The organism is Pseudomonas yamanorum (assembly GCF_013386765.1).
Lineage (GTDB): Bacteria > Pseudomonadota > Gammaproteobacteria > Pseudomonadales > Pseudomonadaceae > Aquipseudomonas > Aquipseudomonas yamanorum_A.
The window spans coordinates 85,540-105,083 of sequence record NZ_JACARE010000037.1; the positions used below are offsets into that span (position 1 = coordinate 85,540).

The 19,544-nt window shown below is 59.7% G+C and carries 18 protein-coding genes; 13 read left to right on the forward strand and 5 right to left on the reverse strand.

From position 1 onward, the window contains the following. Positions 1–75: 75 nt before the first annotated feature. Positions 76–678 (reverse strand): peroxiredoxin, encoded by a 603-nt coding sequence (locus HX875_RS25625; RefSeq protein ID WP_155581257.1) that lies wholly within the window; start codon positions 676–678, stop codon positions 76–78. A gap of 238 nt (positions 679–916) precedes the next feature. Here HX875_RS25625 and HX875_RS25630 point away from each other — a divergent pair, with 238 nt between their 5' ends. Both HX875_RS25630 and bfr read left to right on the forward strand, forming a co-directional pair. Further along, on the forward strand, positions 917–1,135 hold the full coding sequence (locus HX875_RS25630) for a bacterioferritin-associated ferredoxin (protein WP_177046877.1): 219 nt from the start codon (positions 917–919) through the stop codon (positions 1,133–1,135). Between the two features lie 200 nt (positions 1,136–1,335). Beyond that, complete coding sequence (bfr, locus tag HX875_RS25635) at positions 1,336–1,806, forward strand: bacterioferritin (protein ID WP_177046879.1); 471 nt, start codon at positions 1,336–1,338, stop codon at positions 1,804–1,806. 77 nt (positions 1,807–1,883) lie between these two features. On the opposite strand, the gene grxD is transcribed toward bfr, so the two are convergent. Both grxD and HX875_RS25645 read right to left on the reverse strand, forming a co-directional pair. Next, a complete protein-coding gene (grxD, locus tag HX875_RS25640; protein ID WP_034118308.1) occupies positions 1,884–2,222 on the reverse strand; it encodes a Grx4 family monothiol glutaredoxin in 339 nt (112 codons plus the stop codon). A gap of 99 nt (positions 2,223–2,321) precedes the next feature. Next, positions 2,322–4,418, reverse strand: a complete 2,097-nt coding sequence (locus tag HX875_RS25645) for a molybdopterin oxidoreductase family protein (protein WP_177046881.1) — start codon at positions 4,416–4,418, stop codon at positions 2,322–2,324. Between the two features lie 444 nt (positions 4,419–4,862). Here HX875_RS25645 and argF point away from each other — a divergent pair, with 444 nt between their 5' ends. Further along, the gene (argF, locus tag HX875_RS25650; RefSeq protein ID WP_177046882.1) at positions 4,863–5,783 is read left to right on the forward strand and encodes an ornithine carbamoyltransferase; all 921 of its coding nucleotides are present in this window, start codon (positions 4,863–4,865) and stop codon (positions 5,781–5,783) included. After that, positions 5,780–6,826, forward strand: a complete 1,047-nt coding sequence (locus HX875_RS25655) for an ABC transporter ATP-binding protein (RefSeq protein WP_177046884.1) — start codon at positions 5,780–5,782, stop codon at positions 6,824–6,826. The genes argF and HX875_RS25655 overlap by 4 nt, the downstream gene beginning before the upstream one ends. A 7-nt stretch (positions 6,827–6,833) precedes the next feature. Here HX875_RS25655 and ybaK read toward each other — a convergent pair whose 3' ends face one another. After that, positions 6,834–7,304, reverse strand: a complete 471-nt coding sequence (gene ybaK, locus HX875_RS25660; RefSeq protein WP_010170166.1) for a Cys-tRNA(Pro) deacylase — start codon at positions 7,302–7,304, stop codon at positions 6,834–6,836. Positions 7,305–7,664: 360 nt separating this feature from the next. Here ybaK and HX875_RS25665 point away from each other — a divergent pair, with 360 nt between their 5' ends. From HX875_RS25665 to glpD, 4 genes are all read left to right on the forward strand, one after another. After that, entirely contained in the window at positions 7,665–8,519 is an 855-nt protein-coding gene (locus HX875_RS25665) for an MIP/aquaporin family protein (protein ID WP_177046886.1), read from the forward strand. Positions 8,520–8,600: 81 nt separating this feature from the next. After that, positions 8,601–10,106, forward strand: a complete 1,506-nt coding sequence (gene glpK / locus HX875_RS25670) for a glycerol kinase GlpK (protein WP_003208721.1) — start codon at positions 8,601–8,603, stop codon at positions 10,104–10,106. Between the two features lie 94 nt (positions 10,107–10,200). Beyond that, positions 10,201–10,956, forward strand: coding sequence for a DeoR/GlpR family transcriptional regulator (locus tag HX875_RS25675; protein WP_003208723.1), 756 nt, complete (start codon positions 10,201–10,203; stop codon positions 10,954–10,956). Between the two features lie 173 nt (positions 10,957–11,129). Next, the gene (gene glpD / locus HX875_RS25680; protein ID WP_177046888.1) at positions 11,130–12,668 is read left to right on the forward strand and encodes a glycerol-3-phosphate dehydrogenase; all 1,539 of its coding nucleotides are present in this window, start codon (positions 11,130–11,132) and stop codon (positions 12,666–12,668) included. Positions 12,669–12,716: 48 nt separating this feature from the next. Here glpD and HX875_RS25685 read toward each other — a convergent pair whose 3' ends face one another. Further along, the gene (locus HX875_RS25685) at positions 12,717–13,439 is read right to left on the reverse strand and encodes a tetratricopeptide repeat protein (RefSeq protein WP_177046890.1); all 723 of its coding nucleotides are present in this window, start codon (positions 13,437–13,439) and stop codon (positions 12,717–12,719) included. 253 nt (positions 13,440–13,692) lie between these two features. Here HX875_RS25685 and HX875_RS25690 point away from each other — a divergent pair, with 253 nt between their 5' ends. The 5 genes from HX875_RS25690 (at position 13,693) to HX875_RS25710 (ending at position 19,495) form a co-directional block, all read left to right on the forward strand. Continuing rightward, positions 13,693–15,888, forward strand: coding sequence for a TonB-dependent receptor (locus HX875_RS25690; RefSeq protein WP_371321498.1), 2,196 nt, complete (start codon positions 13,693–13,695; stop codon positions 15,886–15,888). A gap of 336 nt (positions 15,889–16,224) precedes the next feature. After that, on the forward strand, positions 16,225–17,151 hold the full coding sequence (locus HX875_RS25695) for a glutamate/aspartate ABC transporter substrate-binding protein (RefSeq protein WP_177046894.1): 927 nt from the start codon (positions 16,225–16,227) through the stop codon (positions 17,149–17,151). A 195-nt stretch (positions 17,152–17,346) separates the two neighbouring features. Beyond that, on the forward strand, positions 17,347–18,093 hold the full coding sequence (locus tag HX875_RS25700; protein ID WP_177046895.1) for an amino acid ABC transporter permease: 747 nt from the start codon (positions 17,347–17,349) through the stop codon (positions 18,091–18,093). Continuing rightward, a complete protein-coding gene (locus HX875_RS25705; RefSeq protein WP_177046897.1) occupies positions 18,093–18,764 on the forward strand; it encodes an amino acid ABC transporter permease in 672 nt (223 codons plus the stop codon). Before HX875_RS25700 ends, HX875_RS25705 begins: the two co-directional genes overlap by 1 nt. Next, complete coding sequence (locus HX875_RS25710; RefSeq protein ID WP_010170183.1) at positions 18,761–19,495, forward strand: amino acid ABC transporter ATP-binding protein; 735 nt, start codon at positions 18,761–18,763, stop codon at positions 19,493–19,495. The genes HX875_RS25705 and HX875_RS25710 overlap by 4 nt, the downstream gene beginning before the upstream one ends. Positions 19,496–19,544: the final 49 nt, after the last annotated feature.

Consider the following 19,544-nt stretch of genomic DNA (forward strand, 5'->3'; position numbering starts at 1 on the left):
GCTCGCCACAAAACCAAATGCAGCGCATAAAAAAACCGGCCTTCTCAGGCCGGTTTTTTTTGCTTCAAACGTGGCTTACAGCTTGCCAGCGTTCTCGGTCAGGTAAGCCGCAACGCCTTCTGGCGAAGCGTTCATGCCTTTGTCGCCTTTTTTCCAGTTGGCAGGGCAGACTTCGCCGTGCTCTTCGTGGAATTGCAGCGCGTCGACCAGACGGATCAGCTCTTCCATGTTACGGCCCAGCGGCAGATCGTTGATGATCTGCGAGCGCACAACGCCCTTGTCGTCGATCAGGAACGCGCCACGGAAAGCCACGCCGCCTTCGGATTCAACGTCGTAGGCCTTGGCGATGTCGTGCTTCATGTCGGCAGCCATGGTGTATTTGACTTTGCCGATGCCGCCATCATTGATGGCAGTGTTGCGCCAGGCGTTGTGAGTGAAATGGGAGTCGATGGAAACAGCGACCACTTCAACGTTACGCGCCTTGAAATCTTCCATGCGGTGATCCAGAGCGATCAGCTCCGATGGGCAGACGAAGGTGAAGTCCAGTGGGTAGAAGAACACCAGGCCGTATTTGCCTTTGATGGCTTCAGACAGTTTGAAGCTGTCTACGATTTCGCCATTGCCGAGGACGGCGGGTACGTCGAAATCCGGGGCTTGTTTGCCGACGAGTACGCTCATTGGGTATCTCCTGATGGTGGTGACTGAAGTAAAAGGATCCGTCCCAGTGTGCCGCAGCTAAACGACAGGCCTGTGACGTGATCACGCTTCGTGAAGACCGACCATCATACCGGAAAAAAACCGTTCGTCAGTGAGCCCGCACACAAACCACCAGGCCGGTGAAACTACTTTGACAATCATTCTCGTTAACATTAAGATCCGTCGCACTTAAGCCTTAAACCCGCGATGGTTCTCCCTTATGTATGTCTGCCTCTGCACTGGCGTCACCGACGGACAAATCCGCGAAGCAATCTATGAAGGTTGCTGCAGCTACAAGGAAGTACGTGAAACCACCGGCGTTGCCAGCCAATGCGGCAAATGTGCCTGCCTCGCCAAGCAAGTGGTACGGGAAACCCTGACGCAGCTGCAAACGGCCCAGACTGCGATCCCCTACTCAGCAGAATTTACACACGCTTAATCGGCGTGTTTTAAAGAACCGGACTTAGTGTCCGGTTTTTTTATGCCCGTAATTCAAACAGTTAGCGCCAAGACGCGGAACACAAACATTCTTATTCCGATTAATTTTCATTTATTATTCAATAACTTAGGTTTGACAGTAGTCAATACGCCGCTCAAACTCCGCCTTATATACAGCTAATACAGGGCAGGACCCCAATCATGAAAGGCGACATTACAGTCATCCAGCAACTCAACAAAATCCTTGCCAATGAACTGGTCGCGATCAATCAGTACTTCCTGCATGCGCGCATGTATGACGATTGGGGCCTGGAAAAGCTGGGCAAGCGTGAATACAAAGAATCCATCAAGGCCATGAAGGACGCAGACGCGCTGATCAAGCGCATCCTGTTCCTGGAAGGCCTGCCGAACGTGCAGGACCTGGGCAAGCTGAACATCGGCGAGCACACCCAGGAAATGATCAACTGCGACCTGAACTTCGAGCGCAAGAGCCACACCGACCTCAAGGCCGCGATTGCCCATTGCGAAACCAAGAGCGACTTCGGCAGCCGGGAGTTGCTGGAAGAGATCCTTGAAGACCAGGAAGAGCACATCGACTGGCTGGAAACTCAAATCGGCCTGATCGACAAAGTAACTATCGAGAATTACCTGCAATCGCAGATGGGTGAATAACCCATAATTGCCGACCACTAAAAAGCCCCGCTCTCTCTCGAGAAGCGGGGCTTTTTATTGCCGCGGCCTGAAACGAATCAGGCTTCGGTCTTCGCCGCGGCTTTTTCTGCTGCGTCTTTGATCAGGGCCTGCAACGAACCATCAGCCGCCATTTCGGTGATGATGTCGCTACCGCCGACCAGCTCACCGGCCACCCACAGCTGCGGGAAGGTTGGCCAGTTGGCGTACTTCGGCAGGTTGGCGCGGATTTCCGGGTTCTGCAGGATATCCACGTAGGCGAACTTCTCGCCACATTGCATGATTGCCTGGGAAGCCTTTGCGGAGAAGCCACACTGAGGCGCGTTAGGAGCGCCCTTCATGTAAAGCAGAATAGTGTTGTTGGCAATCTGCTCTTTGATCGTTTCGATGATATCCATGGAACACCTCGGCTGGAACTTTCCGACTCATGGGTCGGCACGGTGGCGCATTGTAACGCAAACCCCAGCGTGACGCTCGGACTCCCCGACAGACAATCCTTACGCCGCCGCCACCTGCACCGGCACGCCGTTCAACGCCGCGTTACCCGACAGCTCATCCAGTTGCCGCTCATCCGTCAGGTCATTCGCACTCGCCCCCGGCTGGCCGCTGGCGATGCTCATCTGCACGCCCGGGCGGCCGTGACCCCAACCATGAGGCAGGCTGACCACGCCAGGCATCATGTCGAGGCTGGACAGCACTTCCACTTCGATCATGCCGATCCGCGAGCTGACTCGCACGCGCTGCCCGTCGCTCAACTGACGATGAGCAAGGTCGTCCGGGTGCATCAACAACTGGTGGCGGGGCTTGCCCTTCACCAGTCGATGGTAGTTGTGCATCCAGGAGTTGTTGCTGCGCACATGGCGGCGGCCGATCAGCAGCAACTCACCCACTTCGGGCAACGGTTGCGCGGCGAAGCGCGCCAGGTCGGCGAGGATCACCGGCGGTGCGGCCTGCAGGCGGCCATTGGGAGTTTTCATGCGGCCCGCCAGGTTTGGCTTCAACGGCCCAAGGTCCAGGCCATGAGGATGATCCGCCAGCGCGGCAATCGACAACGTATCGCCATAAGGCCCGGCCCGCAGCCCGAAATCGATCATCTGTGCAGGCGGCATGGTGGGTTTGAGTGCATTGCCGGTTTTCGCGGCAAATGCCTGGGCCAGGCCGACGAAGATTTCCCAGTCATGCAGCGCGCCCTGGGGTTTGGGCAGGATCGCGCGGTTGAAGCGCGTGACGTTGCGCACCGCGAACATATTGAACGTGGTGTCGTAGTGATCGTTTTCCAGCGCCGAGGTGGATGGCAGGATCAGGTCGGCATAGCGCGTGGTTTCGTTGATATACAGGTCGACACTGACCATGAACTCCAACCCATCCAGCGCCTGCTCCAGTTGCCGGCCGTTGGGCGTGGACAACACCGGATTACCCGCCACCGTCACCAGCGCGCGGATTTGTCCTTCGCCCTCGGTGAGCATTTCTTCAGCCAGCGCCGACACCGGCAACTCGCCACCGTACTCCGGCCGCCCGGAAACCCGGCTCTGCCAGCGGTTGAAATGCCCGCCTGAAGTGGACGCCACCAGGTCGACTGCCGGCGTGGTGCACAACGCGCCGCCCACTCGGTCCAGGTTGCCGGTGACCAGGTTGATCAACTGCACCAGCCAGTGGCACAGCGTGCCGAACGCCTGCGTCGATACGCCCATGCGGCCATAGCACACCGCCGCCTCGGCCGCGGCGAAGTCCCGCGCCAACTGGCGGATCTGCTCGGCTGGCACCGCGCATTGGCGGCTCATGGCCTCGGCGGTGAATCCGGCTACGGCGTGGCGCACTTCATCCAGGCAGTCCACGGGCAGGTGGCTGTCACAGGTCAGGTTCTCGGCGAACAGCGTATTGAGCAACCCGAACAACAACGCCGCATCACCGCCGGGGCGCACAAACAGATGCTGATCGGCAATCGCCGCCGTCTCGCTGCGCCGTGGATCAACGACCACCACTTTGCCGCCCCGGGCCTGGATGGCCTTCAGGCGTTTCTCCACATCCGGCACGGTCATGATGCTGCCGTTGGACGCCAGCGGGTTGCCGCCAAGGATCAACATGAAATCGGTATGGTCGATGTCCGGGATCGGCAGCAACAGGCCGTGGCCATACATCAGGTGGCTGGTGAGGTGGTGGGGCAACTGATCCACCGAGGTGGCGGAAAAACGGTTGCGGGTCTTGAGTTGGCCGAGGAAATAGTTGCTGTGGGTCATCAGGCCGTAGTTGTGCACGCTCGGATTGCCCTGGTACACCGCCACGGCATTCTGCCCATGGCGCGCCTGGATACCTGACAGGCGTTCGGCTACCAGCGCAAAGGCGTCGTCCCACGGAATTGGCTGCCATTCGCTGCCCACGCGCAACATGGGCTGGTGCAGGCGATCGGGGTCGTTCTGGATGTCCTGCAGGGCCACGGCCTTGGGGCAGATATGGCCACGGCTGAAGGTGTCCAGGGGGTCGCCCTTGATCGAGGTGATCGCCAGGCTCCCGTCTTCGCCTTGGGTGGTTTCCAGTGTCAGGCCGCAGATGGCTTCGCACAGATGGCAGGCACGGTGATGGAGAGTCTTGGTCATGGCCAGTCTCTTTATTGTGGGCTGAGCGCTTCGGACCAAAACTATGGCCCGCCCCAGGCGGCAGCGCCAGCAACGTTCGTCGTGTGAATCCAGCGGCATCAGGCCTGGGCATGAGGAAACATCAGGAAATGTTTCAGCCCCCTCCGACAGCCCGCTGAAACCGACGCGCCATGGTCTGCGCCCGCCCTCGCGCATTGCAATATGACGCAGCGCCAGTGTACAAATGACCCGCTGCTGTCAGGAAACAGGCTTCAAAAGCGCCCTCCCCGCGTCCTTGAACTCCCCTAAAAACTGTAGCCCTATTGGTAAGACGCGACATTTAATTATAAGATCGCGCCTTCCCCTATTTCGTCGCCCCGTGCGGCTTTCGCCGCAGGTCTCGCCCGTTTTCAAAATAAACAAGGCTTTGAGTATCTGCGGTCTGTTGCAAAAAGGTAGTTAATGATGAGCGCAAGGCACTTTCTCTCCCTGATGGATTGCACGCCCGAAGAGCTGGTCAGCGTGCTCCGTCGAGGCATTGAGCTTAAAGACCTGCGTAACCGCGGCGTACTGTTCGAGCCTTTGAAAAACCGCGTGCTCGGAATGATTTTCGAGAAGTCGTCGACCCGCACCCGCGTGTCCTTCGAAGCCGGCATGATCCAGCTCGGCGGGCAAGCCATCTTCCTGTCGCCTCGCGATACCCAACTGGGCCGCGGCGAGCCGATCAGCGACTGTGCGATCGTAATGTCGAGCATGCTGGATGCGGTGATGATCCGTACCTTCGCCCACAGCACCCTCACCGAATTTGCCGCCAACTCTCAGGTGCCCGTAATCAACGGCCTGTCCGATGACCTGCACCCCTGCCAGTTGCTGGCCGACATGCAAACCTTCCTTGAACAGCGCGGCTCGATCCAGGGCAAGACCGTGGCCTGGATCGGCGACGGCAACAACATGTGCAACAGCTATATAGAAGCGGCGATCCAGTTCGACTTCCAATTGCGCGTTGCGTGCCCTGAAGGCTATGAGCCGGACGCTAAATTCCTGGCCCAGGCCGGCGACCGCGTGACCATCGTGCGCGACCCGCGTGACGCGGTCATCGGCGCGCACCTGGTAAGCACCGACGTCTGGACCTCCATGGGCCAGGAAGAAGAAACCGCCAAGCGCCTCAAGCTGTTCGCTCCGTTCCAGGTGACCCGCGCCCTCCTCGACCTGGCCGCGCCGGACGTGCTGTTCATGCACTGCCTGCCCGCCCACCGCGGCGAAGAAATCAGCCTCGACCTGCTGGACGACCAACGCTCGGTGGCCTGGGCCCAGGCAGAAAACCGCCTGCACGCACAAAAGGCCTTGCTCGAGTTTCTGGTTGCGCCGGCGTACCGCCCTGCATGAGCCAGCCATTACTGCTGAACCTACGCAATCTGGCATGCGGCTATCAGGACCAACGGGTGGTGCAGAACCTCAATCTGCACCTCAACGCCGGCGACATCGGTTGCCTGCTGGGCTCCTCGGGCTGCGGCAAGACCACCACCCTGCGGGCGATTGCCGGGTTTGAGCCGGTGCATGAAGGCGAGATCAGCCTGGCGGGTGAAGTCATCTCCAGCGCCGGTTTCACACTGGCACCGGAGAAACGTCGCATCGGCATGGTGTTCCAGGACTACGCGCTGTTTCCACACCTCAGTGTGGCCGACAACATTGCCTTCGGCATTCGCAAGCACCCGCACAAAGAGCGGGTAGTGGCCGAACTGCTGGAACTGGTGAACCTGAAGAATCTGGGCAAACGCTTCCCCCACGAACTCTCCGGCGGCCAGCAACAGCGCGTCGCCCTGGCCCGAGCACTGGCGCCGGAGCCACAACTGTTGCTGCTGGACGAACCCTTCTCCAACCTCGACGGCGAACTGCGGCGCAAGCTCAGCCATGAAGTGCGCGACATCCTCAAGGCGCGGGGCACCAGTGCGATTCTGGTGACCCATGACCAGGAAGAGGCCTTCGCAGTGAGTGACCATGTGGGTGTGTTCAAGGAAGGCCGCCTGGAGCAGTGGGATACGCCCTACAACCTCTACCACGAACCGCTGACGCCCTTCGTCGCCAGCTTTATTGGCCAGGGTTACTTCATTCGCGGGCAGTTGAACACGCCGGAATCGGTCACCACTGAACTGGGCGAGTTGCGCGGCAATCGCGCCTACACTTGGCCTACCGGCGGTGCTGTGGATGTTTTGCTGCGCCCGGACGACATTGTTTATGCGCCGGACAGCGCCTTGAAAGCCCGGATTGTCGGCAAGACGTTCCTTGGTGCGTCGACCCTGTATCGCTTGCAGCTGCCGACAGGCGCGCAGCTGGAATCGATCTTTCCCAGCCACGCCGATCATCTGGTCGGTGCCGATGTGGGCATACGCGTGGCAGCCGAGCACCTGGTGTTGTTCCAGGCCATGTAGGAGCGCATCACGCCCGGCCAATTTCCGCGAACTTGGCCTGGGTGTGTTCGGCCAGCACCGCCGCTGCCAACTCCACTTCCAGCCCCCTTCTCCCCGCACTGATAAAAATCGTCGGAAACGACTGCGCCGTCACATCGACAAAGGTGCGCAGGCGCTTCTTCTGCCCCAACGGGCTGATGCCACCCAGCAAATAGCCGGTCGCCCGTTGCGCCGCTGCAGGGTCCGCCATCTCGACCTTTTTCACCCCCGCCGCCTGCGCCAACGCTTTTAAATCCAAACTTCCGACGACCGGCACAACGGCCACCAGCAACTCGGCTTTTTCGCTGCTGGCCAGCAGGGTCTTGAACACCTGTGCGGGATCAAGCCCCAATTTTTCCGCGGCCTCCAGACCATAGGACGCTGCCTTGGGATCATGTTCGTAACTGTGGATTCGATGTTCGGCGCGAACTTTTTTCAACAGGTCCAATGCGGGCGTCATACGTGCTCCAGGCTTGGCAAAAAGGTGAAAAAACAGACGGCCAATTCTAGGCCAACACGCCGCAAAAGGCTCTAGTCCGAAGCCCTCTGCCACGCCCCCGCGCGGCCCCCGCCAGCGACTGCCATCGCCCACGGCACGATCATTCACCACACCAATAATTACAAAATGACCGATCGTTCACTTTCGACCTTTGACAGCCGTCATTCTTGTCTATATTTTTTCGTTTACGAATACTGTAGGAATAGACCTACGGATTCACAGCAGTAAGCCGCGAACAGGATGGGGATCCTTGCCACGGTGAAAATCGCCGATTGCCCGTTGAGGCAAAACGCCAGACAACAACAAAAACAGAGGTTTTCCATGACAACTGCTCTTCAACAGCCTTCACTTTCAAGTCAATGCATGGCCGAATTCCTCGGCACTGCGTTGCTAATCTTCTTCGGTACCGGATGTGTTGCTGCGCTCAAGGTCGCGGGCGCCAGCTTTGGCTTGTGGGAAATCAGTATCATCTGGGGGATCGGCGTCAGCATGGCGATCTACCTGAGCGCCGGTATTTCCGGGGCTCACCTCAATCCGGCCGTCAGTATCGCCCTGTGCATCTTTGCCGATTTCGACAAGCGCAAACTGCCGTTCTACATCATCGCCCAGGTCGCCGGCGCCTTCTGCTCGGCCGCGTTGGTTTACACGCTCTACAGCAACCTGTTTTTCGATTACGAACAAACCCACCACATGATTCGCGGCACCCAGGCCAGCCTGGAGCTGGCGTCGGTGTTCTCCACCTACCCGCATCCGCTGCTGGGCACCGCCCAGGCGTTCCTGGTGGAAATGGTCATTACCGCGATCCTGATGGGCGTGATCATGGCCCTGACCGATGACAACAACGGCCTGCCCCGTGGCCCGTTGGCACCACTGCTGATTGGTTTGCTGATCGCCGTGATCGGCAGCGCCATGGGCCCGTTGACCGGCTTTGCGATGAACCCGGCCCGTGACTTCGGCCCCAAGCTGATGACCTTTTTCGCCGGTTGGGGTGAAATGGCCTTCACGGGCGGGCGCGACATTCCTTATTTCCTGATTCCGATCTTCGCGCCGATTGTCGGTGCCTGCCTCGGTGCTGCAGCGTATCGCGGGCTGATTGCCCGTCACCTGCCGAGCGCCGCACCTGCTACAACTGCTGAAACCGAAGCTGCCGCCACCGGCAAAACCCGTACTTCATGATGCGATAGCCTGGGCCGTACTGCCCTTTTGCGCCCCAGGCTATTTATTGACTCCCCCTATTCTCCGTCCAAGGCAATCGACATGACCGACATTCAGAATAAGAACTACATCATTGCCCTCGATCAGGGCACCACCAGTTCCCGGGCGATCATCTTTGATCGTGACGCCAACGTGGTCTGCACCGCCCAGCGTGAATTCACCCAGCATTACCCGCAAGCCGGCTGGGTCGAACATGACCCGATGGAAATTTTCGCCACCCAGAGCGCGGTGATGGTCGAGGCCCTGGCACAAGCCGGCTTGCACCATGACCAAGTCGCGGCCATCGGTATCACCAACCAGCGTGAAACCACGGTGGTCTGGGACAAAATCACCGGCCGCCCGATCTACAACGCCATCGTCTGGCAATGCCGCCGCAGCACCGAGATCTGCCAGCAGCTCAAGCGCGACGGCCACGAGCAATACATCAACGACACCACTGGCCTGGTCACCGACCCGTACTTCTCCGGCACCAAGCTCAAGTGGATCCTCGACAACGTCGAAGGTAGCCGCGAGCGTGCGCGTAACGGCGAGCTGCTGTTCGGCACCATCGACAGCTGGCTGATCTGGAAATTTACCGGCGGCAAAACCCACGTCACCGACTACACCAACGCCTCGCGCACCATGCTCTTCAACATCCACACCCTGGAGTGGGATGCGAAGATGCTGGAGATTCTCGACGTGCCGCGCGAAATGCTGCCGGAAGTGAAGTCCTCCTCGGAAATCTACGGCCGCACCAAAAGCGGCATCGCCATCGGCGGTATCGCCGGTGACCAGCAGGCGGCGCTGTTCGGCCAAATGTGCGTAGAACCGGGCCAGGCGAAAAACACCTACGGCACCGGCTGCTTCCTGCTGATGAACACCGGCGACAAGGCCGTGAAATCCAAGCACGGCATGCTCACCACCATCGCTTGCGGCCCCCGCGGCGAAGTGGCCTACGCCCTGGAAGGCGCCGTGTTCAACGGCGGTTCCACCGTGCAGTGGCTGCGTGACGAGCTGAAGATCATCGCCGACGCCACCGACACCGAATACTTCGCGGGCAAGGTCAAGGACAGCAACGGCGTGTACCTGGTGCCGGCCTTCACCGGCCTGGGCGCTCCGTACTGGGACCCGTATGCCCGTGGCGCGCTGTTCGGCCTGACCCGTGGCGTACGCGTGGATCACATCATTCGTGCCGCCCTGGAGTCGATTGCCTACCAGACCCGCGACGTGCTTGACGCCATGCAGCAGGATTCCGGCGAACGCCTCAAATCCCTGCGGGTAGACGGTGGTGCCGTCGCCAACAACTTCCTGATGCAGTTCCAGGCCGACATCCTCGGCACCCAGGTTGAGCGCCCGCAAATGCGCGAAACCACCGCGTTGGGCGCCGCCTACCTGGCTGGCCTGGCGTGCGGCTTCTGGGGCAGCCTGGACGAACTGCGCGGCAAGGCGGTGATCGAGCGTCAATTCGAACCGCAACTGGAAGAGGCGGCGAAGGAAAAACTCTACGCCGGCTGGCAAAAAGCGGTCAGCCGCACCCGCGACTGGGAACCCCACGAAGGCGCTGAATAAGCCAAGCGCCGGACCCACATAGGGTTGCAACTGGCAGGGAGCAGATTCCTGCGTCATCATGGGCCACTTTTTACGGCAGCCCAAAGGACGCACCATGAATCTGCCTCCCCGCCAGCAACAAATCCTCGAACTGGTCCGCGAACGCGGCTATGTGAGTATCGAGGAAATGGCGCAGCTCTTTGTTGTCACCCCGCAAACCATCCGCCGCGATATCAATCAACTTGCGGAAGCCAACCTGTTGCGCCGCTACCATGGCGGCGCAGCCTATGATTCCAGCGTTGAAAACACCGCGTACGCCATGCGTGCCGACCAGATGCGCGACGAGAAACAGCGCATCGGCGAAGCCATCGCCGCGCAAATCCCCGATCATGCCTCGTTGTTTATCAACATCGGTACCACCACCGAGTCGATTGCGCGCGCGCTGCTTAACCACAGCCACCTGAAAATCATCACCAATAACCTCAACGTCGCCATGATGCTGAGTGCCAAAGACGACTTCGACGTACTCCTGACCGGCGGCAACGTGCGCCGTGACGGCGGCGTGGTGGGCCAGGCCAGCGTCGATTTTATCAACCAGTTCAAGGTCGATTTCGCCCTGGTGGGCATCAGCGGTATAGATGAAGACGGCAGCCTTCTGGACTTCGATTACCAGGAAGTGCGGGTTTCCCAGGCGATCATTGCCAATGCGCGCAAGGTGATCCTGGCGGCGGACTCCAGCAAATTCGGGCGCAACGCCATGATTCGCCTGGGACCGATCAGTTTGATTGATTGTTTAGTCACCGATCAGCAGCCGGTTCCGGCGCTGGTGCAACTGTTGAATCAGCACAAGATTCGGCTGGAAGTGGTGTAAGCCCAAACAGGGGGTGTCCTGCCCCCTGATGTTCACAAATTTTCCTTTCCTCGCCCTTCGATCAGTATTTTCAATCGAAGCGGACTGGCTGTGCCCGCGTTTATGAGCTACCATTTTCGCAAATGAACATTTATGTTCGAATTCCAATACGAAAAAGATTGCGAGGCCAGCCGATGAACCCTTCTACCTTGCCTGCCCCACCGCTTGCCGAAGTCTATGACGTCGCCGTTATCGGTGGCGGGATCAATGGCGTCGGCATTGCAGCAGACGCAGCCGGGCGCGGTTTGTCGGTATTCCTTTGCGAAAAGGACGACCTGGCCAGCCACACCTCTTCCGCCAGCAGCAAACTGATCCACGGCGGCCTGCGCTACCTGGAACATTACGAATTTCGCCTGGTGCGCGAAGCCCTGGCTGAACGTGAAGTGCTGTTGGCCAAGGCCCCGCACATCGTCAAGCAAATGCGTTTTGTATTGCCACACCGCCCGCACCTGCGTCCGGCGTGGATGATCCGCGCCGGCCTGTTCCTCTATGACCACTTGGGCAAGCGCGAAAAACTCGAAGGCTCCAAGAGCCTCAAGTTCGGCCCCGACAGCCCGCTGAAAAGCGAAATCACCAAAGGCTTCGAATACTCCGACTGCTGGGTCGACGACGCCCGTCTTGTAGTCCTCAACGCCATGGCTGCGCGGGAAAAGGGTGCGCATATCCACACCCAGACCCGTTGCGTCAGCGCACACCGCAGCAAAGGCCTGTGGGAAATGAACATGGAGCGTGCCGATGGCAGCCTGTTCTCGATCCGCGCCCGAGCACTGGTGAACGCCGCTGGCCCATGGGTAGCCAAGTTCATCAAGGATGACCTGAAGCTGGATTCGCCCTACGGCATCCGCCTGATTCAGGGCAGCCACCTGATCGTGCCGAAGCTGTATGAAGGCGCCCACGCGCACATCCTGCAGAACGAAGACCAGCGCATCGTCTTCACTATTCCGTACCTGAATCACCTGACCATCATCGGCACCACCGACCGCGAATACACCGGCGACCCGGCGAAAGTGGCGATTACCGAAGGTGAAACCGACTACATGCTCAACGTGGTCAACGCGCACTTCAAGAAACAGCTGAGCCGCGATGACATCGTGCACACCTATTCCGGCGTGCGCCCGCTGTGCAACGACGAGTCCGACAACCCGTCGGCCGTGACCCGCGACTACACCCTGGCGCTGTCCGGCACCTCGGGCGAGGCGCCGTTGCTGTCGGTGTTCGGCGGCAAGTTGACCACCTACCGCAAGCTGGCTGAATCGGCGATGGCGCAACTGGCGCCGTACTTTACCCAGATGCGCCCAAGCTGGACGGCCACGGCCACCCTGCCCGGCGGTGAAAACATGAGCACGCCAGAAGCCCTGGCCGATGCAATCCGCAGCAAATACGACTGGGTGCCAAGCGAGATTGCCCGTCGCTGGTCCACCACCTACGGCAGCCGCACCTGGCGCCTGCTGGAAGGCGTGCAATCGCTGGCCGACATGGGCGACCACCTCGGTGGCGGCCTGTACACCCGCGAAGTCGATTACCTGTGCGCCGAAGAATGGGCCACGCAGCCCCAGGACATCCTGTGGCGCCGCAGCAAGCTGGGCCTGTTCACCACACCGGAAGAACAGGAAAACGTACAGCGCTACCTGTCCAAGGTTGAGCACAATCGCGGCAAGATCGAAGCGGCCTGATCTACCAGCAGCAAAAAAGCCCCTGCACCGAAAGGTCCAGGGGCTTTTTCATGCCTGCAGATGGCGCTGATAACGCTGGCCCATTTCACGGATCCCGTTGAGCGCAGAACCCAGCAAGACGGGATAAGCCGCCTGCAAAAAGCCCGGAGTAGCCGTCGCAAGCGCCCGCTCCAGCCATAGGCAGGCCTGCACCTCGTCGCCGTCTTCAGCCAGCTCCGAGGCGTGGTTGTACTGCCCTCGGAAATCCCCGGCCTCGGCGGAACGCTGATACCACTGCCGCGCCAGTTGAACATCCTTGGGCACCACGACGCCTTCGTGATGGAACCGCCCCAACAGGTTCATCGACTTGGCATGCCCCTTGGCCGCAGCCCGGACGAACAGCTCATACGCCGCAGCAAGATCGCGCCCCACGCCACGACCACGGGTCAGCAGTTGTCCGTAGTTATACAAACCCCAATCCAATCCCAGATCGGCCGCCTTGCGGTAATGCTGCGCGGCATCGTCCAGGTCGATTTCGCAGCCCCATCCATTCTCCAGGCAGCGCCCGATCATGTTGATCGCCATGGGATGACGCTGCCGCGCGGCGATGCGAAACCAGCTCAATGCCAGCGCCTCATCCTTCTGCACGCCGCGACCGTCAAGCAGCAGTTGGGCCAGGGTCGCCTGTGCGTCGGCATCACCCAGTTGTGCCGCATGCATCACCCACCGCACATAAGCACGCGGGTTATCACCGATATCAGACGGCTCGCTGCCTGGCTGCGCACTCTGCATTACTGCCCCGTGTGGCGATCAAGGATCGCAAAAGTTTCATGAATTATTTGGTTACAAAGTATTACATTTGAGATCACTTATCAATTACGATCGCATCTCACTAACACCAACAAGAGACTACTCAATGGCTACCGGGATCAGTTCTGCCCCCCTTTCATCGCGGCATATGCTCGCGTCGGCAGTGGGCTTGGCAGTGGCTGCGCAGGGAGGATTCAGTTATGCAGCGGAGACTGCACCAGATGACAACACAGGCGTGATTCAGCTCGGCGCGACCAGCATCGAAGGCCAGGCCCCGAGCCAGAGCGTCTACAACCCTGTGGCTCCCTCATCCCCCAAGTACACCGAGGCACTGCGCGACACGCCGCAGACCATTACGGTGGTGCCCAAGGAAGTCATTCATGACCAAAACCTGCTGACCCTGCGCGACGTACTCAGCACCGTGCCAGGCATTACCTTCGGTGCGGGCGAAGGTGGCAGCGGGTATGGCGACAGCATCAACCTGCGCGGGTTTTCCGCCAGCGGCGACATCTACGTCGACGGCGTGCGCGACAGCGCGCAATACAGCCGCACCGACCCGTTCAACCTGGAGCAGGTGGAAGTCGTCAGCGGCGCGAGTTCGGTGTATTCAGGCTCCGGCGCAGTCGGCGGCACCATCAACCTGGTGAGCAAGCAACCGGAACTGCGGGACAAAACCACCATCAGCGCAGGCATCGGCACCGACAACTACAAGCGCACCACGCTTGATACCAACCAGATGCTCAACGACACCACCGCGTTCCGCCTGAACCTGATGGCCCATGGTAACGATGTGCCTGGCCGCGATTATGAAGATTACTCGCGCTGGGGCATTGCGCCTTCCATCGCCTTTGGCCTGGGCACGCCGACCCGCGTCACCGTCAGTTTCGAACATCAGAAAGATGACAACACGCCGCAGTACGGCATCCCCATCTACAACGGCAAGCCCATGCCGGGCGTGGGTTGGAGCGATTTCTACGGCTACCACAACATCAATGACCAGAAAACCACCGCGGACTCGTTCAGCCTGAAGCTTGAGCACGACTTCAACGAAGCCGTCTCCGTGCGCAACTTCACCCGTGTCGAGCGGGTTCGCCAGGACCTGCGCGCCTCGGGCCCCGAAGGTGCCCAGGCCGGCTGCCTGGCCAGCGGCACCCAGATCACCGGCGCCCCTTGCGCCGCAGGCCTGCAACCGGGCTTTTTCCAGCCAAGCGGCGGCTCTCTGGGTAACGAACGCAACACCCAGAACAAGATGTTCACCAACCAGACCGACGTGACCAGCCACTTCAGCACCGGGTTTATCGACCACACGCTGGTGACCGGCATCGCCATCAGCCGCGAGGAATATGAGGCGGATACCGGAAAGTGGCTGACCAACGCCAACGGCAGCACGATCGTCCCGCCACCGGTGAGCTTCAGCGATCCGAACTCCGAGTGGAACGGGCCGGTCAACTTCACCCGCGCCGCCCACGTCGATGGCGCGCTGAACAACCGTGCTGCCTACGCCTTCGACACGCTCAAGCTCAGCCCGCAATGGGAAATCAACGGTGGTTTGCGCTACGAGCATAACGCCGGCAGTTCGGTGAGCAACGCCTACTCCAGTACCGGTGTGGAAACCCCAGGCACTCGTTTCGGCCAAGCCGATGACCTGACGTCCTACCGCCTGGCCCTGGTCTACAAGCCGGCGGAAAACGGCAGCTTCTATGTGGCTTACGGCAACAGCAAGACGCCGTCCCAAGCCAGCGTCAACGGTGGCTGCTACACCCCGGCCAAAAGCTCAAGCGTGGCCACCAACAACTGCAACGTCGCCCCGGAAACCGCCGTCAGCTATGAAATCGGCACCAAGTGGGACTTCTTCGACAATGCCCTGTCACTCACCGGCGCGATCTTCCGCAATGACCGCACCAACTACAAAGTTGCCGATAACGACCCGACCAACCTGAGCGGCACTCAATCCCTCGACGGTAAAGCCCGTGCAGATGGTGTGGCACTCGGCCTGAGCGGTGCGATAACCGACCGCTGGAAGGTCTTCGCCAACTACACCTACCTGGACACCCGCGTGCTGCGCAGCGCCAGCGACTTCACCCTGGCAACCACCGGTTTCGACGCGCAGAAAGGCGAGCCGCTGCCGTTCACGCCCAAACATGCGGCCAGTCTCTGGACGGTGTACGACCTGCCGCATGACTTCCAGGTGGGCTACGGCATCACCGCGCAAAGCAAGCAGTACCTGGTCAGCGCCGCCGGGGCCCCGACTGCGCCCGGCTACGCGGTGCAACGGGCGATGCTCGGCTACAAGGTCAACAAACAGTTGAACCTGCAGTTGAACATCAACAACCTGTTCGACAAGGAATACCTGACCCGCATCCGCAACAACGGCTGGGCAGTGCCTGGCGATGGTCGTGCAGCGGTGGTGTCAGCCGACTACACGTTCTGACAGCGCGACACATAAAAGCCCCGGGAGCCCTGTTCCCGGGGCTTTTTCATGGGCGATACAGGCCTATCCCGCCATTCGGTTTTCCGAACGCCATTCCCCGACCTATTCGGTTTGCCGGACCCCGCCGCGGCAAAAAGGCCGTCATACAAAGTTAATCTCTATATAAATCATACTGTTAACCTTTTATTTCAGGTCTGGCACGACTCATGCTCTACACTCGTAGGCGATTGCCTGAGGCGCCTCAGGAGCCGTCACAGGCTTTCGCAGTACTGTTTATATAAAAACGTGGCCGTCCCAACCGGTCTCATAAAAAAAACAAATGTCGAGGAAGTATTGATGCGTATCGTTCCCCATATTTTGGGCGCAGCTATCGCTGCTGCTCTGATCAGCACTCCAGTTTTCGCCGCCGAACTCACCGGCACGCTGAAGAAAATCAACGACTCCGGCACCATCACTCTCGCTCACCGCGACAGCTCTATTCCGTTTTCCTATATTGCGGATGGTTCGGGCAAACCCGTGGGCTACTCCCACGACATTCAGCTGGCTATCGTTGAAGCCCTGAAAAAAGACCTGAACAAACCCGACCTGAAGACCAAGTACAACCTGGTCACCTCGCAGACCCGTATCCCGTTGATCCAGAACGGCACCGCGGACATCGAGTGCGGCTCCACCACCAACAACGCCGAACGTGCCCAGCAAGTCGACTTCACCGTCAACATCTTCGAAATCGGCACCCGCCTGCTGGTCAAGAAAGACAAGGATGGCAAGCCGTCCTACAGCGATTTCGCTGACCTGAAAGGCAAGAACGTCGTGACCACCGCCGGCACCACGTCCGAGCGCATCATCAAGGCGATGAACGCCGACAAGCAGATGGGCATGAACGTCATCTCCGCCAAGGACCACGGCGAATCCTTCAACATGCTGGAAAGCGGCCGCGCCGTTGCCTTCATGATGGACGACGCCCTGCTGGCCGGTGAAGAAGCCAAGGCCAAGAAGCCGGATGACTGGGTCATCACCGGTACTCCGCAGTCCTTCGAAGCCTACGCCTGCATGGTTCGCAAAGACGACCCAGCCTTCAAGAAAGCCGTGGATGACGCGATCGTTGGCCTGTACAAATCCGGTGAGATCAACAAGATCTACACCAAGTGGTTTGAAAGCCCGATCCCGCCTAAAGGCCTGAACCTGAACTTCCCGATGAGCGAGAAGGTCAAGGAGCTGATCGCCAACCCGAGCGACAAGCCAGCGCCTGACGTAAAAATCTGATACCTGACTAAGCTTATGTCCTGAGGGAGCCAACGTTCCCTCAGGCGTCTGTTACTACCTGCTGGCTTTAATTTTGGAACACTCGACTTGGCAGTTTTCGAGCCGATCGCGTGTGCCTGGCGTTCGCCGCCGGGCGGGAAAGGATCTTCCCCAAGCGGGTGCTTGTACATCGATCGATCTCGAGGGGAGACCCTAATGAATTACAACTGGGACTGGGGCGTGTTCTTCAAGTCCACCGGCGTTGGCAGCGAGACTTATCTCGACTGGTACATCACCGGCCTGGGCTGGACCATTGCCATCGCCATCGTGGCGTGGATTATCGCCTTGCTGCTGGGCTCGATACTGGGCGTCATGCGCACCGTGCCAAACCGCCTCGTATCCGGCATCGCGACCTGCTACGTGGAACTGTTTCGTAACGTGCCGCTGCTGGTTCAGCTGTTCATCTGGTACTTCCTGATACCCGACCTGCTGCCGCAGAACCTGCAAGACTGGTACAAACAAGACCTCAACCCGACCACCTCGGCCTACCTGAGCGTTGTCGTGTGCCTGGGCCTGTTCACCGCCGCCCGCGTGTGCGAACAAGTGCGCACCGGCATCCAGGCGTTGCCACGGGGCCAGGAAGCTGCCGCGCGCGCCATGGGCTTCAAGCTGCCACAGATCTACTGGAACGTGCTGCTGCCCCAGGCCTACCGGATCATCATTCCGCCGCTTACCTCGGAATTCCTCAACGTCTTCAAGAACTCCTCCGTGGCGTCCCTGATCGGCTTGATGGAACTGCTGGCGCAAACCAAACAGACCGCCGAGTTCTCGGCCAACCTGTTTGAGGCCTTCACCCTGGCCACGCTGATCTACTTCACCCTGAACATGAGCCTGATGCTGCTGATGCGCGTGGTCGAGAAGAAAGTCGCCGTGCCCGGCCTGATCTCCGTGGGGGGTAAATAATGGACTTCGATTTCAGCGGCATCATCCCCGCCATCCCGGGCCTGTGGAACGGCATGGTCATGACCTTGCAGTTGATGGTCATGGGCGTGGTCGGCGGCATCGTCCTGGGTACGATCCTCGCGCTGATGCGCCTGTCGTCCAGCAAACTGCTGTCGCGCCTGGCCGGCGCCTATGTGAACTACTTCCGCTCGATCCCGTTGCTGTTGGTGATCACCTGGTTCTACCTGGCGGTGCCGTTCGTGCTGCGCTGGATCACCGGCGAAGACACCCCGATCGGTGCGTTCACCTCCTGCGTCGTGGCCTTCATGATGTTCGAGGCGGCGTACTTCTGTGAAATCGTGCGGGCCGGCGTGCAGTCGATCCCCAAGGGCCAGATGGCCGCGGCACAAGCCATGGGCATGACCTACAGCCAGACCATGCGCCTGATCATCCTGCCCCAGGCGTTCCGCAAGATGACCCCGTTGCTGCTGCAACAGTCGATCATCCTGTTCCAGGACACCTCGCTGGTCTACACCGTGGGCCTGGTGGACTTCCTCAACTCCGCCCGCTCCAACGGCGACATCATCGGCCGCTCCAATGAGTTCCTGATCTTCGCCGGTGTCGTCTACTTCATCATCAGCTTTTCCGCCTCGCTGCTGGTCAAGCGTCTGCAAAAAAGGTTTGCCGTATGATCTCTATCAAGAATATCAACAAGTGGTATGGCGACTTCCAGGTGCTGACCGATTGCAGCACCGAGGTTAAAAAAGGCGAAGTGATCGTGGTGTGCGGGCCGTCCGGCTCGGGCAAATCCACCCTGATCAAATGCGTCAACGCCCTGGAGCCGTTCCAGAAAGGCGACGTGGTAGTCGATGGCACCTCCATCGCCGACCCGAAGACCAACCTGCCGAAACTGCGCTCGCGCGTCGGCATGGTGTTCCAGCACTTCGAACTGTTTCCGCACCTGACCATCACCGAGAACCTGACCATCGCGCAGATCAAGGTATTGGGCCGCAGCAAGGAAGAAGCCACCAAGAAAGGCCTGCAACTGCTGGAGCGTGTCGGTCTGTCGGCCCACGCCCACAAGCACCCGGGCCAGCTTTCCGGCGGCCAGCAACAGCGTGTGGCGATTGCCCGTGCGCTGGCGATGGACCCGATCGTCATGCTGTTCGACGAACCGACCTCAGCCCTCGACCCGGAAATGGTCAACGAAGTGCTCGACGTGATGGTGCAACTGGCCCACGAAGGCATGACCATGATGTGCGTGACCCACGAAATGGGTTTCGCCCGCAAGGTCGCCGACCGGGTGATCTTCATGGACGCAGGCAAGATCATCGAAGACTGCCCGAAAGAGGAATTCTTCGGCGACATCAGCGCCCGCTCCGAGCGTGCGCAGCACTTCCTTGAGAAAATCCTGCAGCACTAAAAAGCACCACTGCTGCCCTGTGAAAACCGGGCTTGTGTAGGAGCAGGCT

Bases quoted from the DNA above. Each gene is read 5' to 3' on its own strand.
- HX875_RS25625 (WP_155581257.1), bottom strand. From the start codon at position 678: ATGAGCGTACTCGTCGGCAAACAAGCCCCGGATTTCGACGTACCCGCC.
- HX875_RS25630 (WP_177046877.1), top strand. From the start codon at position 917: ATGTATGTCTGCCTCTGCACTGGCGTCACCGACGGACAAATCCGCGAA.
- bfr (WP_177046879.1), top strand. From the start codon at position 1,336: ATGAAAGGCGACATTACAGTCATCCAGCAACTCAACAAAATCCTTGCC.
- grxD (WP_034118308.1), bottom strand. From the start codon at position 2,222: ATGGATATCATCGAAACGATCAAAGAGCAGATTGCCAACAACACTATT.
- HX875_RS25645 (WP_177046881.1), bottom strand. From the start codon at position 4,418: ATGACCAAGACTCTCCATCACCGTGCCTGCCATCTGTGCGAAGCCATC.
- argF (WP_177046882.1), top strand. From the start codon at position 4,863: ATGAGCGCAAGGCACTTTCTCTCCCTGATGGATTGCACGCCCGAAGAG.
- HX875_RS25655 (WP_177046884.1), top strand. From the start codon at position 5,780: ATGAGCCAGCCATTACTGCTGAACCTACGCAATCTGGCATGCGGCTAT.
- ybaK (WP_010170166.1), bottom strand. From the start codon at position 7,304: ATGACGCCCGCATTGGACCTGTTGAAAAAAGTTCGCGCCGAACATCGA.
- HX875_RS25665 (WP_177046886.1), top strand. From the start codon at position 7,665: ATGACAACTGCTCTTCAACAGCCTTCACTTTCAAGTCAATGCATGGCC.
- glpK (WP_003208721.1), top strand. From the start codon at position 8,601: ATGACCGACATTCAGAATAAGAACTACATCATTGCCCTCGATCAGGGC.
- HX875_RS25675 (WP_003208723.1), top strand. From the start codon at position 10,201: ATGAATCTGCCTCCCCGCCAGCAACAAATCCTCGAACTGGTCCGCGAA.
- glpD (WP_177046888.1), top strand. From the start codon at position 11,130: ATGAACCCTTCTACCTTGCCTGCCCCACCGCTTGCCGAAGTCTATGAC.
- HX875_RS25685 (WP_177046890.1), bottom strand. From the start codon at position 13,439: ATGCAGAGTGCGCAGCCAGGCAGCGAGCCGTCTGATATCGGTGATAAC.
- HX875_RS25695 (WP_177046894.1), top strand. From the start codon at position 16,225: ATGCGTATCGTTCCCCATATTTTGGGCGCAGCTATCGCTGCTGCTCTG.
- HX875_RS25700 (WP_177046895.1), top strand. From the start codon at position 17,347: ATGAATTACAACTGGGACTGGGGCGTGTTCTTCAAGTCCACCGGCGTT.
- HX875_RS25705 (WP_177046897.1), top strand. From the start codon at position 18,093: ATGGACTTCGATTTCAGCGGCATCATCCCCGCCATCCCGGGCCTGTGG.
- HX875_RS25710 (WP_010170183.1), top strand. From the start codon at position 18,761: ATGATCTCTATCAAGAATATCAACAAGTGGTATGGCGACTTCCAGGTG.